Below are 18,392 nucleotides of genomic sequence, written 5' to 3'. Positions count from 1 at the left end.
TTTATTCTCACCTATTTAATGCTTAGCGCTTCGTTCACGAGTTTCTCTTGCTGCTCTTTATGCACAGAAGCATAGCCTACCGCAGGGGAAGACGAAGCAGCTCGGCCGGCATACACCAAGTTCGCACCTTTAGGAATTGCTTCCCAGAAATGGTGCTGGCTACAGTACCAAGCACCTTGGTTTTGCGGCTCTTCCTGACACCAAACAAAATCCTTAACATGCTGATACGGTTTTAAAATTTCTGCCATTTCTTCGTGTGGGAACGGATACAGCTGCTCCACCCGAATAATGGCTACTTCGTTACTTTCCGCTTTACGGCGGGCGGCGAGTAAGTCGAAGTATACTTTACCACTACAGAACACAACCCGTTTCACGTTCTTTGGATTGAGGTCATCGATTTCACCGATAACATTGTGGAATTTGCTCTCTGCTAACTCCTCTAATGTAGATACGGCGTCTGCATGGCGCAATAAAGACTTCGGTGTCATTACAATTAGTGGCCTGCGCACGGGGCGCAAATGCTGGCGACGAATCATATTAAACACCTGAGCAGGTGTGGTAGGCACACATACCGACCAGTTGTGGTCTGCCGACAACTGCAAGAAGCGCTCTAAACGCGCCGAGCTATGCTCTGGGCCTTGGCCTTCATAACCATGCGGCAAGAACATACTCAACCCGCACAAGCGACCCCATTTCTGTTCGCCGGAGCTCAAGAACTGGTCGATTACAACTTGTGCACCGTTGGCGAAATCACCAAACTGCGCTTCCCAAATTACCATGGTGTTGGGTTCCGCTGTGGCATAACCGTATTCAAACGCCAATACCGCTTCTTCAGAAAGCACCGAGTCGTATATTTCAATTGGCGCTTGCTTGTCGTCGATAGCTGTAAGCGGCATGTGTGTACTGGCGTCTTTTTGGTTGTGCAATACGGCATGGCGGTGGAAGAACGTACCACGGCCGCAGTCTTGCCCTGTCATACGAATCCGAACGCCGTGCTTCACCAATGACGCATAAGCTAGGTTTTCCGCCATACCCCAGTCGAGTGGGCGTTCGCCGTTCGCCATTTTCATGCGCTCTTCGTACACCTTGTTTACCCGACTGTTTAGCTTAAAGCCTTCGGGAACCGTACTTACTTTCACACCCAGATCAGTGAGTTCCTTCAGCGTAATAGTGGCGTTATAGTCCACGTTCCAGTCTTTACCAATAAACGGCGACCAGTCTACCGAATGCGCCGACATCGGCCGCCACTCGTCGACTACGCAATCCCCTTTGTCGAGGGCATCACGGTAATTCGACACCAAGGTTTTAATATCGTCTTCACTCACTACCTTTTGCGCGATTAAACGCTCAGCATAGATTTCACGCGGCACTGGGTGTTTTTTGATTTTTTGATACATTAACGGTTGCGTTGCATTTGGCTCGTCGGCCTCGTTGTGACCATGGCGGCGATAACACACCAAATCAATCACAACGTCACGCTTAAAGGTGTTGCGATAATCAACCGCTAATTGCGACACAAACAATACGGCTTCTGGGTCGTCGGCGTTAACATGGAAAATAGGCGCCTGCACCATTTTCGCAATATCGGTACAGTATTGTGTTGAACGCGCGTCTTCCCGCTTCGATGTAGTAAAGCCCACCTGGTTGTTCACCACAATTCGAATACTACCGCCTACTTGGTACGCACGGGTTTTCGACAGGTTAAAGGTTTCCTGAACTACACCTTGCCCTGCAATAGCGGCGTCACCGTGAATAGTAATAGGTAATGCTTGGCTACCGTCTTTACAACCACGGCGGTCCATGCGCGCACGCACTGAGCCCATTACTACTGGGTTTACAATTTCTAAATGCGACGGGTTAAAGGCCAACGCCAAGTGCACATTGCCGCCTTTGGTTTCAAAGTCAGACGAGAAACCCATGTGGTATTTTACGTCGCCTGCTTTGTCGGTGGTATTTTTACCAGCAAACTCGTCGAACAATTCTTGTGGGTGTTTACCCAGCACGTTAATCAGCACGTTTAAGCGGCCACGGTGGGCCATGCCAATAACAACTTCTTTTGCGCCCTGCTCGCCCGAACGGCGAATTAAGGCTTTAATCAGGGGGACTAAGGCGTCGCCACCTTCGAGCGAGAAGCGTTTTGCACCTGGGAACTTAGAGCCAAGATATTTTTCTAAACCGTCAGCCGCGACTAATTCCTTCAGCATCCGCTTACGCTCTTCGTCACTGAACTTGGGCTGGCCAAGTTGCGACTCTAAACGCTGTTGAATCCAACGTTTTTCTTCGGTCGACACAATGTGCATATATTCTGCACCAATCGAACCGCAATAAATGCTTTCCAGCGCTTTGTGAATATCGCCAAGTTTTGCCGTGTCTTTACCGATCACCAAAGAGCCAACGTTAAACTCTGTGTTTAAGTCGTCTTTACTAAGGTTGTGGTATTCAAGCGACAGGTCCGCTACCGTTTCTTGCTTCCACAAGCCCAAGGGATCAAGCTGAGCATGCTGGTGGCCGCGAAAACGATAGGCGTTAATCAGCTGCAATACGCGCACTTGCTTTTCCGCCTCTTCGGCGTTGAGCGAGCTTGCACCTGTTTGTTTTAGTTTATTTTTGGCTGCTTCACGGAATTGGTCACGGATTTCGCTATGTTTAACGTCTAGTCCAGGACCTTGTGGAAGCTGTTCGAAAAGTTCGCGCCATTCAGCGGGAACTGCGCCGGGGTCGTCAAGAAAGAGTTCGAATAACTCTTCAACGTAGGCCGCGTTACCTCCGGCCAGAGGTGAGGATTCAATCCAGGCTTGCATTGCGCCTTCTTGCATTGCTTTTCCTTTCCATTACGTGAACCGCGAAAAACAACCGTGGTTAAATGAATAAACACTAACTGTTTTATAAAAATAGCCATCCATAGTGGGATGGCTATTCTTCACATTTTCACCACTACTATATCAAACCTACACCGTTTTGCTAAACGGCGCGGCTTAACAGCATTGATTTAATGTGTCCAATCGCCTTCGTTGGGTTCAAACCTTTCGGGCACACGTTTACGCAGTTCATAATACCGTGGCAACGGAATACGCTGAATGCGTCATCGAGGTCGTCAAGGCGCTGCTCAGTTGCAGTGTCGCGGCTGTCTGCTAAGAAACGGTACGCGTGCAACAAGCCAGCAGGCCCAATGAACTTGTCTGGGTTCCACCAGAACGACGGACATGAAGTTGAACAACATGCGCACAAAATACACTCGTAAAGGCCATCGAGCTTCTCGCGCTCTTCAGGGCTTTGCAGGCGCTCGCGCGCCGGTGGCGTTTTGTCGTCGTTAATCAAATACGGCTTCACTTTCTCGTATTGCTGATAGAACTGAGTCATATCAACAATGAGGTCGCGAACCACAGGTAAACCCGGTAACGGCCGCACTACAATTTTTTTGTCGCCACCTTTCAGCGCCGACAATGGTGTAATACAGGCCAAGCCATTTTTACCATTCATGTTCAAACCGTCTGAACCACACACACCTTCACGGCATGAGCGGCGGAACGATAAGGTTGGATCTTGCTCTTTCAATAACAACAGCAGGTCGAGCACCATCATGTCACGGTTTGCTTCTACCTCAACCGTGTAGTCTTGCATACGAGGCGCTTTATCAACGTCTGGGTTGTAACGATAAACGGAAACGTTCAACTTCTTCATCGCTATCACCTTGCCTTAGTAAGTCCGCGCTTTCGGCGGGAATGCTTCACGCAGCTTCGGCTGCATATTCACTTCGCGCGTTACCATGCCTTCAGTTTCAGGGCGGTAAACGGTGTGCACCAACCATTTTTCATCGTCACGTTCTGGGTAGTCTGCACGGCTATGAGCACCGCGACTTTCCGTACGGAAGTTTGCAGACACCGCTGTAGAGAACGCGGTTTCCATTAAGTTGTCGAGCTCTAAACACTCAATACGCTGGGTGTTAAACTCTGCACTGGTGTCGTCTAAGCGTGCGTGTTGCAAACGCTCACGAATTTCACGAAGCTGGTCTAGACCTTCAGCCATAGCGTCGCCTTCACGGAATACCGAGAAGTTCAACTGCATACATTGTTGCAGGTCTTTCTTAATTTGTACTGGGTCTTCACCTTTTTGAGTGTTGTTCCAGCGATTCACACGAGCCATTGCTTGCTCAATGTCCGACGCACTCGCTTCACGTGACTCAGTGTTTGCCGCCAACGCTTCGCCTAAATGCAAGCCGGTTGCACGGCCAAACACCACGAGGTCGAGTAACGAGTTACCGCCCAAGCGGTTCGCGCCATGCACAGACACACACGCAATCTCACCACAGGCAAACAAACCTGGAATTGGTGTTGCTTTACCCTGAGCGTCAATTTGTAACGCTTGACCATTCACGTCGGTGGGAATACCACCCATCATGTAGTGGCAGGTTGGAATAACTGGAATAGGCTCTTCCGCTGGGTCTACATGCGCAAAGGTTTTGGCTAAATCACAAACGCCCGGCAAACGGCTTTCCAACACGTCACGGCCTAAGTGGTCAAGCTTCAGTTTAATGTGAGGACCCCAAGGGCCTTCACAACCGCGGCCTTCGCGAATCTCGGTCATCATCGAACGGGCAACAACGTCGCGGCCAGCCAAGTCTTTGGCATTCGGCGCATAACGCTCCATAAAGCGCTCACCGTCTTTATTTAACAGGTAACCACCTTCACCACGGCACCCTTCAGTTACCAAGGTACCCGCACCGGCAATACCGGTGGGGTGGAACTGCCACATTTCCATGTCTTGTACCGGCACGCCTGCACGCAACGCCATACCCACGCCATCACCGGTGTTAATATGAGCGTTCGTGGTCGACGCATAAATACGCCCTGCACCACCCGTAGCTAACACAACAGCTTTGGCTTTTACAAACACGGTTTCGCCACTCTCGATATCCATAGCGGTTACACCCACTACAGCACCGTCTTGGTTTTTCACCAAATCAAGGGCATACCACTCGGAAAATACGGTTGTTTTGTTTTTTACGTTTTGCTGATAAAGCAAATGCAATAACGCGTGGCCAGTGCGGTCTGCCGCGGCTGCTGTACGCGCTGCTTGCTCACCGCCGAATTCTTTCGACTGACCACCAAATGGGCGCTGATACACGCGGCCGTCTTCAAAGCGCGAGAAAGGCAAGCCCATGTTCTCGAGCTCTAAAATCGCTTCTGGGCCCGTTTTGCACATATACTCAATGGCGTCTTGGTCGCCGATATAATCCGAACCTTTCACGGTGTCGAACATGTGCCATTCCCAGTTGTCTTCGTGCGCATTACCAAGCGCAACGGTGATACCACCTTGGGCAGATACCGTGTGCGAGCGCGTTGGGAATACTTTCGACATAAGCGCACAGGTCATGCCGTTTTGAGAAATTTGTAATGCGGCGCGCATACCTGCACCACCCGCACCAATCACTACTGCGTCAAATTGGAGTTCTTTTAACTTGCTCACTTACACACCCCACAATACGAATAAGCCGGTGAACCAGTACACTGCAAGCGCCAAAACCACGATGTACTGAATAACACCGCGAAGCTTTGAGCATTTCACGTAATCGGTAAGCACTTGCCAAATACCAATCCAACCGTGAATAAGGAGCCCTGTTAGCGCAAGCAAGGTAAACACTTTCATACCCATACCACTAAACAAGCTCACCCAACCTGCGTAGTCTACGCCGGGGTTGCAAACCAACCAAACCACAAGAAACACTGCAAAAGCAGCCATAACAAGGGCACTGGCACGCAAAAGAATAAAGTCGTGCGTTCCGCTACGACCAAAAGTAGATGCAACTTTTACCATAACCAAACTCCTGCTAGCACAGAGAGAATTACAGCCAACACTACAATCGCTTTCGCGCTGGTGTTACCTGAATCCAACTCTTCCCAATAGCCCATGTCCATCACCATGTGGCGTAAACCCGCCAACAAGTGATAGCCCAAGGCTGTCAAGAAGCCCCAGATTACAAATTTCACAACGGGATGAAACATCACCGATTGCGCTTTTGCGAATCCTTCAGGAGAAGATAAAGAAGTAGAAAGCAACCACACTAACAAGCCAACGAGCACTAGCATAATTACGCCAGACACACGATGAAGAATCGATGCAATCGCCGATGGAGGAAAACTGATGGTGTTCAGTTCTAAATTTACAGGTCTTTGTTTTTTCACCACTGTTGCCTTCTGTTAAAACGCAATGGATGTCGGTGCGCCAAGTATATTCAACAGAGCCAATAAATACAATGGCAAAACCGCTTCCAATTGCAGCCGATACTGCATAAAAAACAGTAGTTTTTGCTCAAATTTTCAACGATACAGTCCAACTTAGACTAAAGTATTAAACGAAAGCTGAGGTGAACTGAATCTAACTTTTGTACGTTATAGAGCAGCAACAGATCACGCGCGCAGTAATTTCAGCTCATTCTTTCCGAGCTGGTCAAATAAACGTCATACACCTTACGTAAAATTGACAAACACTGGTCGGATCAAGTACAACTAGCGCACTTTTTTACCCGAGATGCAACGAAAGCAAGGAGATCTCCTTATGGCTGACCGAAAGGCCACTTTGCAAGTCGACGGCACTACTGTCGAGCTGCCAATCCTGTCTGGAACCGCAGGTTATGACGTAATTGACGTCCGTACATTAGGCAAACACGGTTATTTCACTTTTGACCCGGGTTTCCTCGCCACAGGCTCATGTGAATCAAAAATCACTTATATCGACGGTGACCAAGGTATCTTGCTCCACCGCGGCTACCCTATTGAGCAGCTGGCAACTGAAGCAGACTACCTGGAAGTTTGCTACATGCTTATTCATGGTGAAGCACCAAACAGCGACGAATACAGCAAGTTCCGCGACACCATTACCAAGCACACCATGGTGCATCAAGGTTTGCATAATTTCTTCAATGGCTTCCGCCGCGACTCGCACCCTATGGCCATGCTATGCGCGGTAACGGGTGCGTTGTCGAGCTTCTATCATGACGACCTCGACATTGCCGATCCAGACCAACGCATTCGCAGTGCCTATCGCCTTGTGGCAAAAATGCCAACGATTGCCGCCATGTGCTACAAGCACAGCATTGGCCAGCCGTTTGTGTATCCAAAAAATAGCCTGAGCTACTCTGAAAACTTCCTCAACATGATGTTCTCAGTACCAGCCGAAGACTACAACGTGAACCCCATCATTGCCAAAGCAATGGACCGTATTTTTACTTTGCACGCGGATCACGAACAAAACGCGTCTACTTCTACCGTGCGTTTAGCCGGCTCTTCAGGGGCTAACCCTTATGCCTGTATCGCTGCAGGTGTTGCGTCTTTGTGGGGCCCTGCTCACGGCGGTGCGAACGAAGCCTGTTTGGTCATGCTCGACGAAATCGGCTCTGTTGACCGTATTCCTGAGTTCATTGCCAAAGCCAAAGACAAAAACGACCCGTTCCGCCTCATGGGCTTTGGTCACCGCGTTTATAAAAACTTTGATCCGCGCGCCAAAGTTATGCGTGAAACCTGCCACGAAGTACTGAAAGAGCTCAATATTCAAGATCCATTACTCGACGTAGCCATGGAACTTGAGCGTATTGCGCTGGAAGACCCGTATTTCGTTGAGAAGAAACTCTACCCGAACGTAGATTTCTACTCAGGCATTATCTTAAAAGCCATCGGCATTCCAACCAGCATGTTCACGGTTATCTTTGCCCTGTCTCGCACAGTGGGCTGGATTTCACACTGGCATGAAATGCTGAGCGAGTCGACCCAGAAAATCGGTCGTCCACGCCAGCTCTACACTGGTGAAGCAAAACGCAATTTTTCACCTTTGAAAAAGTAACAAATCTGCACGTTCGAACGTGAATTTTAATGGAAAGGCTAACTTAAATAAGTTAGCCTTTTTTATGTCCTATTCTCACTGAATCCAAACTCTGCATGGCGCTGTTTTTAACAACCCCCTCACAAAAATTTGCCGCACATATGCCTCATTCAACGGAGCATAACGCAGCACCGCGCATTGGCTTATTAAATTTAATGCCCAATAAAGAAGAAACGGAGCAGCAGTGGTTTGAATTAATAGCACCCGGTGCGTTGCAGGTGAACTTGCAACTGCTCAAGCTCACCAGCTATACCCCAAAAAACACGCCAACAGATTATTTAGAACGTTATTATTTTCCAGCCACGTTTAGCACGCTCGAGTCGCTCGACGGGCTTATTATTACTGGAGCCCCGCTGGGCCAAAAGAATTTAGCCGATATTCACTACCTTGCGGAACTCAAGTCTGTTATTGAATTGCTTGCGCAGCGCAATACACCTGTTTTTTACAGCTGCTGGGCCGCGAATGTCGCCCTTCATCTGCAATACGGCATCGAAATTACGCGAATGCCAAGAAAGCTAAGTGGTGTCTTTGAACACCATTCGGCCGCCGGCAACTTAATGCTCCCCCACTCTCGATATGGTCAACTTAATCTGTTAGCACTCCGCAGCCACATCGAACTCAAGATTGAGTTGGACTCCGCGCAAGCAGGCCCAACACTGATCACACAGCGTAACGGCACCTATTACCTGTTGGGGCACCCAGAATACAGCGCCGACACCTTATGGAAGGAATATCTGCGCGATCAGAATAATGGCTTAAATCCCGTGCTCCCGGTCAACGTTGAGGCGGATTTCAGTAATGCTGCACAGCTCACGGAATTTACCAGAGAATGGCGCCAGTTTGGTATTCAGATCATGAACAACTGGCTGAGCGGTATTTCGAGCTAGAAAGCGCAGCGGTGGAACTTTCAACGGGTAAGCGCGGCAATGCCGCGCATCCTGCTCAGATTTTCTGGAGTTATAAGGTCTGAGATCGTATCAATGCTTGTTCAACGTCGGCGATTATGTCGTCAATATGCTCAATTCCCACCGATATACGTACCAAATCCTCCGAAACGCCGGCTTTTTGCAACTCCTCAGGGCTTAACTGACGATGGGTGGTACTGGCCGGATGCGTTGCCAAAGACTTTGCGTCGCCAATATTCACCAAGCGCAGAATTAACTGCAGCGCGTCGATAAATCGCGCTCCTGCCTCGCGCCCGCCTTTAATGCCAAAACTCAGAACACCCGACGCTTTACCCGACGTAATACGATGGCTTATTTCATGATATTGATTATCGGGTAAGCCCGCGTAGTTCACCCACGAAACCGCGGGGTGCTGCGCCAAGTATTCGGCAAGAGCTTGTGCGTTGTCACAATGGCGCTCAACCCGCAATGCCAACGTTTCTAGCCCTTGCAAGATATTGAAAGCACTCTGTGCAGCCAACGCAGCGCCAGTATTACGCAGCGGCACCACACGGGCGCGACCAATAAACGCTGCCTCTCCCAACGCTTCCGTATACACCACACCATGATACGACGGGTCTGGGGTATTTAACTGGGGAAAACGCGCGGCATGAGCAACCCAGTCGAATTTACCACTGTCGACAATAATGCCACCAACAGTGGTGCCATGGCCGCCGATATACTTGGTTAAACTATGAATAACAATATGAGCACCGAGCTCAATGGGGCGGCACAACACCGGTGTTGCAACTGTGTTGTCAACCACCAAGGGCACACCATGCTTGTTGGCTATTTTTGCTAATGCTTCGATATCAACAATGTTGCCAGCTGGGTTGCCTATCGATTCGCAAAAAATTAGCTTGGTGCGATCATCAATTAATGCTTCCAATCCAGCAACGTCATTTGCGTCGGCAAAGCGAGTAGTAATGCCCTGCTGGGGGAGTGAGTGGGCAAACAAATTATAGGTACCACCATACAGCTGGCTAATGCTAACAATATTGTCGCCAACCCCAGCAATGGTTTGAATAGTGTAAGTAATAGCCGCCATACCGGAAGCGAGTGCCAGCGCACCAATGCCGCCTTCTATTGCGGCCAGTCGTGCTTCGAGCACCGCGTTCGTCGGGTTCATAATCCGCGAATAAATATTTCCCGCCACTTTTAGGTCGAATAAATCGGCCCCGTGCTGCGTATTGTCGAAAGTAAACGACGTGGTTTGATAAATGGGCACCGCCGCCGCTTTAGTGGTGGGATCCGATTCGTAGCCATGGTGTAAAGCTAACGACTCAAGGCGTAACCTGTGTTCAGACATATAAAAACTCCAGAGCATCAATTAGACATACAGACATTTAGCCATCTAAACATCTATGGTGTCAATTGTAAATTTCACTAATTTTATTAGCGTATTTCACCAACCCTTACGCATTCTCCCATTCGTTAGTGAACTAAAAGTATACAATCAAAACCATAAACATAATTAAATCAATAGATTAGGTTCACATTAAAAAGTTGGCATAGCAGCTGCAATCAAACGTTTTAAATAAGTGGGTTATCTAAGTTATTCCACTTTCGTTTAAGCAGAAAATTTAGGCAGTTGGGGGAAGTAAAAATGTTCAATCAAAAGTGGCTTACAACCGGTGTAATTGCAGGCATGCTCGTTCTGGCGTTGAATGGCTGCAGCCAAGCGGGTGCCGAGCACAGCAGTAAAGAAGCCGAACCGGAAGAAAAAGGCGTTCCCGTTGAGGTGCTTAACGTAAGTACCGGCCAAGTGCGTGCCACTTACCTTGCCAACGCGGTACTTGAAGCGGAAGACAGCACCGACGTAATTGCCCGCGTGAATGGCGTACTTGAAGCCATTCACGTGGAGGAAGGCGACTACGTTGAAAAAGGCCAGCCCCTCGCCAAATTAGAATCGGCACGTTACGCCCTTGCCGTCGACCAAATTGAAGCCGAGCTGCGCCATGTTCGCCAAGAATTAACGCGCCACCGCCAACTTGCAGAACGGCAAATGGTGAGTGCCGACAATATTGAACGCCTGCAGTCGCAACTCGACAGCCTGCAAGCGCGCCTAGAATTGGCCCAAATTGACCTTGAAGAAACCATTATTCGTGCACCCATTGCGGGCCATATCGCCCAACGCCATGCACGTACCGGGCGTTTAGTGCAAGCGTGGCAACCCGAGTCGCTCTTCCACATTGTGAATAACGGTACGCTCCGCGCCACCGTAAACTTACCTGAACATGCGCTATCGCACATTCAGCCCGGGCTAGCGGCTCAAATAAGCCTACAAGCGCTCCCTCAAGCCGGTTTTGTATCTGCGCAAGTTACCCGAGTAAGTCCTGTGATCGACTCTGGATCGGGCACCTTTCGGGTAATGATTGAAGTCCCCAACAACGACTTCAATTTGCGTTCAGGTATGTTTGCCCGCGTACAAATTCACTATGCCGAGCGCAACAACGTAGTGCGCATTCCCCAAGACGCACTGATACAAGCCGACAATCAGTCTCATGTGTTCACCGTAAACGACGGTATTGCACAAAAAATTGAAGTCATCACAGGCTTAAGCGACAACGGCTGGGTTGAAATTAATGAAGGTTTAACCGTTGGCGCAAAATTAATCGTAACCGGACACACCATGCTGCGCGACGCCGCAAAAGTTGAGGTTATCGAACTATGAGTATGGCTTCTGTAGCGGTTCGCCGCCCCGTTACCGTTATTATGTTCACCCTTGCTGTCGCCCTATTTGGTTTAGTGGCGCTGGGCCGTTTACCGCTCACGCTACTGCCCGATTTAAGCTACCCCACGCTTACGGTACGCACAGCTTATCCTGGTGCCGCACCCGCTGAAGTAGAACAACTGATTAACCGGCCAATAGAAGAGTCGTTAGGCACAGTACGCGGAATTCGCGCCATGACCTCCTATGCCCGTGCTGGCCAGTCCGACATTGTAATGGAGTTTGCCTGGGGTACTTCCATGGACATGGCCGCCATTGAAGTGCGCGAAAAGCTCGACATGGTGCCTATTCCTCTTGACATCGAAAAACCCCTGCTCTTGCGCTTCGACCCCAATATGGAGCCTATCGTTCGGCTTGGCCTCAGCGCTAGCCAGAACAGCGCCACACAAAACAGCGTCGCTAACCTACAACAACTGCGCCGCTTCGCCGACGAAGAGCTCAAGCGCAACATGGAAAGTATTGAGGGTGTTGCAGCCGTTCGCACCGGCGGTGGCTTAGAAGACGAAGTTCAAATTCTGATCAACGAATCGATCACCAGCCAACTGAATATTTCTCCCCAACTTGTGAGCCAGCGCTTGCACGAAGAAAACGTGAACTACGCCGGTGGCCGCGTGCGCAGTGGCCGTATGGAATTTTTGGTGCGCACCGTTAATCAGTTCCGTAGCCTCAACGACATGCGCCAAATCTATATTACCAGCGTAAATGGCACCCCAATTCAACTACAAGACATTGCCGAAGTGCGCTTAGGCAATAAAGATCGTACCTCCATTAGCCGCGTAAACGGGCAAGAGTCCATTGAGCTCAACTTATACCGCGAAGGCGGCGCAAACACGGTAACCGTAGCCGACGCCATTCGCGCTCGCCTGCCGGAACTACAAAGTGAATTACCCAGTGGCTATGAACTGGTTATTCTCACCGACCAGTCTCATTTTATTCGTAATGCCATTGCGTCGGTAAAAGAAAACGCCGTTTATGGCGGCTTATTGGCCATGTTGGTGATCTTGCTGTTCCTGCGCCAGCTCAAGCCGACCCTTATTATTTCTGTTGCAATTCCGGTTTCGGTAGTGGCCACTTTCTTCCTTATGTATTCGGCGAATTTAACGCTTAATATTATGTCACTCGGTGGTATTGCATTAGCCGTAGGCTTATTAGTCGACAATGCCATCGTGGTACTCGAAAACATTTCTCGCCGCAAAGCAGACGGCGACTCCAGTACCGAAGCGGCAGTAGCGGGCACCGAAGAAGTTTCCAGTGCCGTTACCGCTTCTACCTTAACCACACTCGCCGTTTTTATACCGCTTATTTTTGTCAGTGGCTTAGCCGGTCAGCTGTTTATCGACCAAGCGTTAACCGTTACCTTTGCGCTCATTGCGTCTCTTGTGGTTGCACTTACACTTATTCCTATGTTGGCGGCTCGAGGTAAAAACCAAGAGCCAAGCGAAACCACAGCTCTGGTGGAAACAGGCTTAGCCACCCCCGCTCGCCCACACGGCTGGCGCGTTGTGTTTTGGCCTCTAGCCTGGCTGCGTTATGCAGTTTTTATTGGTTTGCCTCGGGTCGTGCTCAAATTGCTGCGCGGCGCTTGCTCACTGCTGGTTCGCCTCACCGTATTTCTCACTCGCCCGTTATTAAACGGCTTCGACAAGAGCCTTCACGCCCTTTCGAACGGTCAACAACGGGCGCTAGGCTCCATTCAGCGAACGCCAGTACCCTTCTTTATGTTGTTTGTGGTGATCACAAGCGCCAGCTTTCTGCTCTTACCGCACCTCAAAACGCAGCTGATTCCGCCCATGGAGCAGCGCGAATTTTTTATCGACATTGAAATGCCTCGGGGCACCCCCATACAAGCGACCGACGCCACGCTCACGCAAATGGCCCAGCAACTTAGCGACCTCGAAGGCATTGCAACCACCTACTCGGTAGCCGGTATCGGCAGCCTTATGCAGGTGTCGGCAAAACAAGGGGGCGACTATTGGGGCCGGCTTAACGTGGTGACTGAAGCGCAGCTAACCAGCGAGCAACACAATGCCTTAATCGACACCGTGCGTAACCGCATTCAACGCATTCCGAATGTACAAACGCAAATTGGCTTCCCGGCGCTTATCGACACCAACATGGCGCTTACCGTTGAAGTTCAGGGCCATGATCTCGAACGCCTGCGGCAAACGGCCGCTCGGCTTACCGAACTCCTTGAGCAACAACCGAATGTACAAGACGTTCGTGCCGGTATTGCACAAGGCCAACCCGAGCTAAGTATTCAGTTCGACCACGCACGGCTGGCTTTTGCAGGCATGAGTGCGCCTGAAGTAGCCGAAGTGATCGGCCACAAAATTGGCGGCGCAGTGGCCACAAAATACAGCCTCGACGACCGCCAAATCGATATTCGTGTGCGCCTACCCGATAGCGTTCGCAATAACCCAGAAGCCTTGCGCCAGCTCATTATTAACCCCGGCGCCGAGGTCGAGTTACCGCTCTCAGCAGTGGCCGATATTGAGCTCATTACAGGGCCCGGCGAAATTAGTCGTGTGAATCAACAACGGGTTGCCATTCTAGAATTCGCCGTGGTCGACGGTAATATTCGCAATGCACAAACAGAACTGGAAAGCCTACTCGCCAATTTCTCTACCCCTCCAGGTATTGAATTACGCGTGGGCGGCCAAGGAGAAGTGCTTGAAGCCTCTTACCGCTCACTCCTGTTTGCTCTCGCTTTGGCGGTATTTCTGGTGTATTTGGTGATGGCTTCGCAATTTGAAAGTTTCGGTCACCCCTTCCTTATTATGTTTTCGGTTCCCCTAGCGGCATCAGGCTCTGTATTGGGACTTTGGATTACCCAAACCCCACTCAGTGTCGTGGTGTTTATTGGCTTGATCATGCTGGCCGGTATTGTGGTGAACAACGCCATTGTATTAGTCGACCGGATCAATCAGTTACGCCAAGAAGGGGTAGACAAACTCGGTGCTATTCGCCAAGCCTCAGCACAACGTTTACGCCCTATTCTAATGACCACACTCACCACTGTGCTTGGTTTAATACCACTCGCTTTAGGGTTAGGAGAAGGTGCCGAGCTTACCTCGGCCATGGCAATTACAGTTATTAGTGGGCTGTTGTTTGCAACCTTACTTACCTTGCTGTTTATACCGGTGGTATACCAATTGTTCGACATGAAGTCGTTCTCATCGGCGGGCGCCAAACACGGAGGAGTGAGCCATGAGTAAGCCGAACGCACAAGAGAGTAACTTCGCAGCGCCGCTCACGCGCTTAGCTATGCGCCGGCCGGTTACCATTTGGATGATTTTTCTGGCGTTCTTAGTGCTCGGGCTGGCTTCGGCGCGGCTACTTCCGCTCGAAAAGTTTCCCACTATCGACATTCCGCAGCTGGTGGTAGAGGTTCCCTACCCCAACGCTACACCCGCAGAAGTGGAGCGGTTAATTGTGCGGCCACTGGAAGAACAGTTGGCCACTATTTCTGGCATTCAAGAAATACGCTCTTTTTCCCGCGAAAACGGCGGCACTGTTGTGCTTAGTTTTAGTTGGAGTGAAGACATTAACGCCCGCAGCATTGAAGTGCGCGAAAAAGTAGAAGCGGTTCGCGGTCAGTTGCCAACAGACGTAGAGCGCGTGTATGTGTTGCACTTCAACACCGACGACATGCCAGTTTTGCAAATAAGGATTTCCAGCGACCGCGATCTTTCACTCGCTTGGGACTTACTCAATCGCCAGCTTAAACAACCCTTAGAGCGCGCCCAAGGGGTGTCGAAAGTTGAGCTATACGGCGTACAAGCCCGAGAAATTCTTATTCGTTTAAACCCCGAGCAAATCGTTGCAGCCGGGCTCACCGAGCGCAACGTATTACAACAATTGCGCCGTGCCAACTTTTCCAGCTCAGCGGGCTACATGGAAACCGCCCAAGCGCGTATTCGTGTTACGCCAAATGGTGAGTTTCAGAACCTTGACGACATTCGCAACTTACCCATTACCCGTTATCTAAGCCTCAGCGATCTCGCCGACGTTCGCTACGAACTTCCGGAACAAAAAGAAGGCCGCCATTTTAATCAAAAATTCGCGATTGGTATTAGCGTGTACAAAGACTCAACCGCGAACTTGGTCGACGTAGCACGCAGCGCAGTCAGTGTTATTGAAGAAGCCTCTACTCTTCCAGAATTTAGCGGTATTCAATTAATGATGATGGACAATCTCGCCGAGAGTGTTACATCGTCGCTGTCCGACTTACTGTTAGCAGGGTTAGTGGGTGCACTGCTGTCTATTGCCATTTTGTTTGCATTTTTGCGCGACTGGAAGCTTACCTTGGTAATTGTGCTGTCGGTGCCTATCGCCATTTGCCTAACCTTGGGCGCCATGTATTTACTCGGCTATTCGCTAAATATTCTCTCAATGATGGGGCTTATGCTCGCCGTGGGTATGCTGATCGACAATGCTGTAGTGGTGAGCGAAAGTGTGCGCCAAGAGCAAGAAGAGGAATTGGCCAATGGCCTTATGCCCAATGCCGCCACTGTAGAGCGCGGCGCTTCGCGCGTGTCGCTGGCCATCATTGCCGGAACACTCACTACCGCAATTGTATTTCTACCCAATATTTTCGGCGCTACCGAAGAAATTACCGTATTTCTTGAACACGTTGCAGTTGCCATTTGTATTTCACTGCTGTCCTCGTTGCTTATAGCGCAAACCTTAATTCCGCTGCTGCTCAGTAAACTCAAAGTAAAGCCACAACAAATAGCGATAAAAGACTCCTGGCTCAAACGCAGTTATTTAAAAAGCCTACGTTGGGGTTACCGCCACCCGCGCGCCACTACCGCCATTATTTTGGTGGTGTTAGCCAGCACCGCGCTGCCCTTCTCGCAAGTAGGCAGTAATCAAACCGACACGGCTTACAATAACCGTTTGTTCATAGACTACGATATTCAATCGCAATACGCGTTAAGCGAAGTGGCGGCTGAGGTTGCCAGCTTAGAAGCCTATTTATACGCCAACAAAGAGCAATTTGAACTGGAAGACGTATACAGCTATTACACACCCGGTTACGCAATATCTACGCTCATGCTAAAAGAAGAGCGCAGCCTCAGCGTTACCGACATTCAGGCGCAAATTCGTGAAAACATGCCACCACTGGCACGTAGCCGACCGCGCTTTGGTTTTCAGGGTGGCGACAACCAAGGTGTGCAAATTACCTTGCGCGGTCGCTCCACAGAACGTTTGCAAACCTTAGCGAACGATCTTATACCCTTGCTCAACCAAATTCCGGGGCTTGAAGACGTACAAACCGACACAGGGAACAGCACCGACGAGCTGCAGTTAGTGGTCAACCGGGAGCAAGCCCAGCGCTACGGCTTGTCGACGGAACAAATTGCCAGCTTAGTGAGCACAGCCCTGCGTGGCTCGAACTTACGTTCGTTTCGTCACAACCCAGAACGCGACGTGCGAATACGGGCCACTTACCCCGAGCAGTACGAACACGAGCTAAACCGCCTTGCCACCATGACCATTGCCCGCCAAGGCAATGAACTGATACAGCTCGACCAAGTTGCACAATTCGTGCAAGTACCACGGCTCAACCAAATTAACCGTTTTGATCGGCAAACCGCCTTGCGTATTTCTGCCAATATGAACGACATCACGCTACCCGAAGCACGGAACGCCATAACCGCAGTCATGAACCAACAAAACTTACCGAGCGGTTACCAATGGACCCTCGACGGCGGTTTTCGCCAACAGCAGCAACAGAACCAAGTAATGCTGGTGAATATGCTGTTGGCCGTGTGTTTAGTGTATATGGTGATGGCCGCACTGTTCGAATCGCTACTGCTACCCAGCGCCGTTATCGGCTCTCTCCTGCTTGCTATTACTGGAGTGTTTTGGGGGCTTATGTTTACCGGCACATCGCTCGACATGATGGCACTGATCGGCTTGCTTATTCTCATGGGCATTGTCGTGAACAACGGTATTGTGCTGGTCGACCAAATAAACCAACTGGTGAACGAAGGCTACAGTTTAGAAGAAGCCATAGTACAAGGTTCAGCGCGGCGCGTTCGGCCTATATTAATGACCGTGGCTACCACCATACTTGGGCTCTTGCCGTTGGCCTTGGGCAGCACTCAAATCGGCGGCGACGGCCCACCCTACGCACCTATGGCCATTACTATAATTTCAGGGCTGTTGTTTTCTACCCTTACCAGCCTGTATTTTGTACCTCATGCTTATGCACGTTTACTATACTGGCGTAGTCATTGGTCTGCCGTTTGGCAGGCCAGCGGATTACGTTTAAAGGAGCAAAAATGACAGTTCGATTATCGACAACGCTGCTCGCCAGTGCGTTTACGCTAACTGTGCTTACATTCAGCACAAACGTACACAGTTCTGCGCAAGGTAGCGAGGGTCAACCACAAAGTGAAAATACGGCCCAGAAGCCTGCCTACAACGCTCAACTGGCTGAGCAGCTGGGCGCAGACCAATGGGGCATGAGCCGTTATGTCATGGTTATTTTAAAAGCCGGTGAGCAACGCAATCAAAACCCTGAACGCGCTCAAGCCTTACAAGCGGGCCACATGGCAAATATACAGCAACTGGCGGAGGAAGGCCTGCTCGCTGTTGCGGGGCCGTTCTACGCCACCGACGAGGCGAACATTGGTAATTATCGCGGAATTTTTATTTTGAATGTAAGCACGTTGGCAGAAGCCGAGGAACTCGTAGCGCGAGATCCTGCAGTGCAGGCGGGTCGATTAACCGTTGAAATGTATCCTTGGTATGGTTCAGCGGCGCTAAAACATGTCAACGAGCTGCATCAACAGCTCGTTGCTCCAGTTTCAGCACCACCCGGCACTTAACGT

At 50.2% G+C, this 18,392-nt stretch carries 12 protein-coding genes; 6 read left to right on the top strand and 6 right to left on the bottom strand.

Annotation, left to right across the window (positions count from 1 at the left end):
- Positions 1 to 11 precede the first annotated feature (11 nt).
- The 5 genes from DQW12_RS00185 to sdhC all read right to left on the bottom strand — a co-directional run bounded on the left by DQW12_RS00185 (position 12) and on the right by sdhC (position 6,182).
- Positions 12 to 2,816, bottom strand: a complete 2,805-nt coding sequence (locus DQW12_RS00185; protein ID WP_113905704.1) for a 2-oxoglutarate dehydrogenase E1 component — start codon at positions 2,814 to 2,816, stop codon at positions 12 to 14.
- 145 nt (positions 2,817 to 2,961) lie between these two features.
- Positions 2,962 to 3,681, bottom strand: coding sequence for a succinate dehydrogenase iron-sulfur subunit (locus DQW12_RS00180; protein WP_113905703.1), 720 nt, complete (start codon positions 3,679 to 3,681; stop codon positions 2,962 to 2,964).
- 15 nt (positions 3,682 to 3,696) lie between these two features.
- Complete coding sequence (sdhA, locus tag DQW12_RS00175; RefSeq protein ID WP_113905702.1) at positions 3,697 to 5,466, bottom strand: succinate dehydrogenase flavoprotein subunit; 1,770 nt, start codon at positions 5,464 to 5,466, stop codon at positions 3,697 to 3,699.
- Positions 5,467 to 5,814: a succinate dehydrogenase, hydrophobic membrane anchor protein gene (sdhD, locus tag DQW12_RS00170; RefSeq protein WP_113905701.1), complete on the bottom strand. Its 348-nt coding sequence runs from the start codon at positions 5,812 to 5,814 to the stop codon at positions 5,467 to 5,469. It abuts the gene before it with no gap.
- Positions 5,808 to 6,182: a succinate dehydrogenase, cytochrome b556 subunit gene (gene sdhC, locus DQW12_RS00165; protein ID WP_113905700.1), complete on the bottom strand. Its 375-nt coding sequence runs from the start codon at positions 6,180 to 6,182 to the stop codon at positions 5,808 to 5,810. The genes sdhD and sdhC overlap by 7 nt, the downstream gene beginning before the upstream one ends.
- A 373-nt stretch (positions 6,183 to 6,555) precedes the next feature.
- Between sdhC and DQW12_RS00160 the strand changes: the two genes are divergently transcribed.
- A complete protein-coding gene (locus tag DQW12_RS00160) occupies positions 6,556 to 7,836 on the top strand; it encodes a citrate synthase (protein WP_113905699.1) in 1,281 nt (426 codons plus the stop codon).
- A 140-nt stretch (positions 7,837 to 7,976) separates the two neighbouring features.
- A complete protein-coding gene (locus DQW12_RS00155) occupies positions 7,977 to 8,762 on the top strand; it encodes a homoserine O-acetyltransferase/O-succinyltransferase family protein (protein WP_157957796.1) in 786 nt (261 codons plus the stop codon).
- 70 nt (positions 8,763 to 8,832) lie between these two features.
- Here DQW12_RS00155 and DQW12_RS00150 read toward each other — a convergent pair whose 3' ends face one another.
- Positions 8,833 to 10,128, bottom strand: coding sequence for an O-acetylhomoserine aminocarboxypropyltransferase/cysteine synthase family protein (locus DQW12_RS00150; RefSeq protein WP_113905697.1), 1,296 nt, complete (start codon positions 10,126 to 10,128; stop codon positions 8,833 to 8,835).
- Positions 10,129 to 10,425: 297 nt separating this feature from the next.
- Here DQW12_RS00150 and DQW12_RS00145 point away from each other — a divergent pair, with 297 nt between their 5' ends.
- Genes DQW12_RS00145 through DQW12_RS00130 form a run of 4 tightly spaced genes read left to right on the top strand, consistent with a single transcriptional unit; the run spans position 10,426 to position 18,389 of the window.
- Positions 10,426 to 11,493 carry an efflux RND transporter periplasmic adaptor subunit gene (locus DQW12_RS00145; protein ID WP_113905696.1) on the top strand — a complete coding sequence of 356 codons (1,068 nt, stop codon included), beginning with the start codon at positions 10,426 to 10,428 and terminating at the stop codon, positions 11,491 to 11,493.
- Positions 11,490 to 14,765 carry an efflux RND transporter permease subunit gene (locus tag DQW12_RS00140; RefSeq protein WP_113905695.1) on the top strand — a complete coding sequence of 1,092 codons (3,276 nt, stop codon included), beginning with the start codon at positions 11,490 to 11,492 and terminating at the stop codon, positions 14,763 to 14,765. Before DQW12_RS00145 ends, DQW12_RS00140 begins: the two co-directional genes overlap by 4 nt.
- The gene (locus DQW12_RS00135; protein WP_113905694.1) at positions 14,758 to 17,844 is read left to right on the top strand and encodes an efflux RND transporter permease subunit; all 3,087 of its coding nucleotides are present in this window, start codon (positions 14,758 to 14,760) and stop codon (positions 17,842 to 17,844) included. The genes DQW12_RS00140 and DQW12_RS00135 overlap by 8 nt, the downstream gene beginning before the upstream one ends.
- Positions 17,841 to 18,389 carry a YciI family protein gene (locus DQW12_RS00130; protein WP_113905693.1) on the top strand — a complete coding sequence of 183 codons (549 nt, stop codon included), beginning with the start codon at positions 17,841 to 17,843 and terminating at the stop codon, positions 18,387 to 18,389. Before DQW12_RS00135 ends, DQW12_RS00130 begins: the two co-directional genes overlap by 4 nt.
- Positions 18,390 to 18,392: the final 3 nt, after the last annotated feature.

The organism is Aliidiomarina celeris (assembly GCF_003316875.1).
GTDB classification, from domain to species: Bacteria; Pseudomonadota; Gammaproteobacteria; order Enterobacterales; family Alteromonadaceae; genus Aliidiomarina; species Aliidiomarina celeris.
The sequence above is the reverse complement of the archived record's forward strand: the minus strand, read 5'-3'. Positions and strand labels throughout refer to the sequence as shown.

Excerpts from the sequence above, each read along its gene's own strand:
- DQW12_RS00140 (WP_113905695.1), top strand. The coding sequence starts at position 11,490 with ATGAGTATGGCTTCTGTAGCGGTTCGCCGCCCCGTTACCGTTATTATG.
- DQW12_RS00130 (WP_113905693.1), top strand. The coding sequence starts at position 17,841 with ATGACAGTTCGATTATCGACAACGCTGCTCGCCAGTGCGTTTACGCTA.
- DQW12_RS00180 (WP_113905703.1), bottom strand. The coding sequence starts at position 3,681 with ATGAAGAAGTTGAACGTTTCCGTTTATCGTTACAACCCAGACGTTGAT.
- DQW12_RS00185 (WP_113905704.1), bottom strand. The coding sequence starts at position 2,816 with ATGCAAGAAGGCGCAATGCAAGCCTGGATTGAATCCTCACCTCTGGCC.
- DQW12_RS00155 (WP_157957796.1), top strand. The coding sequence starts at position 7,977 with ATGCCTCATTCAACGGAGCATAACGCAGCACCGCGCATTGGCTTATTA.
- DQW12_RS00160 (WP_113905699.1), top strand. The coding sequence starts at position 6,556 with ATGGCTGACCGAAAGGCCACTTTGCAAGTCGACGGCACTACTGTCGAG.
- DQW12_RS00135 (WP_113905694.1), top strand. The coding sequence starts at position 14,758 with ATGAGTAAGCCGAACGCACAAGAGAGTAACTTCGCAGCGCCGCTCACG.
- DQW12_RS00145 (WP_113905696.1), top strand. The coding sequence starts at position 10,426 with ATGTTCAATCAAAAGTGGCTTACAACCGGTGTAATTGCAGGCATGCTC.
- DQW12_RS00150 (WP_113905697.1), bottom strand. The coding sequence starts at position 10,128 with ATGTCTGAACACAGGTTACGCCTTGAGTCGTTAGCTTTACACCATGGC.
- sdhD (WP_113905701.1), bottom strand. The coding sequence starts at position 5,814 with ATGGTAAAAGTTGCATCTACTTTTGGTCGTAGCGGAACGCACGACTTT.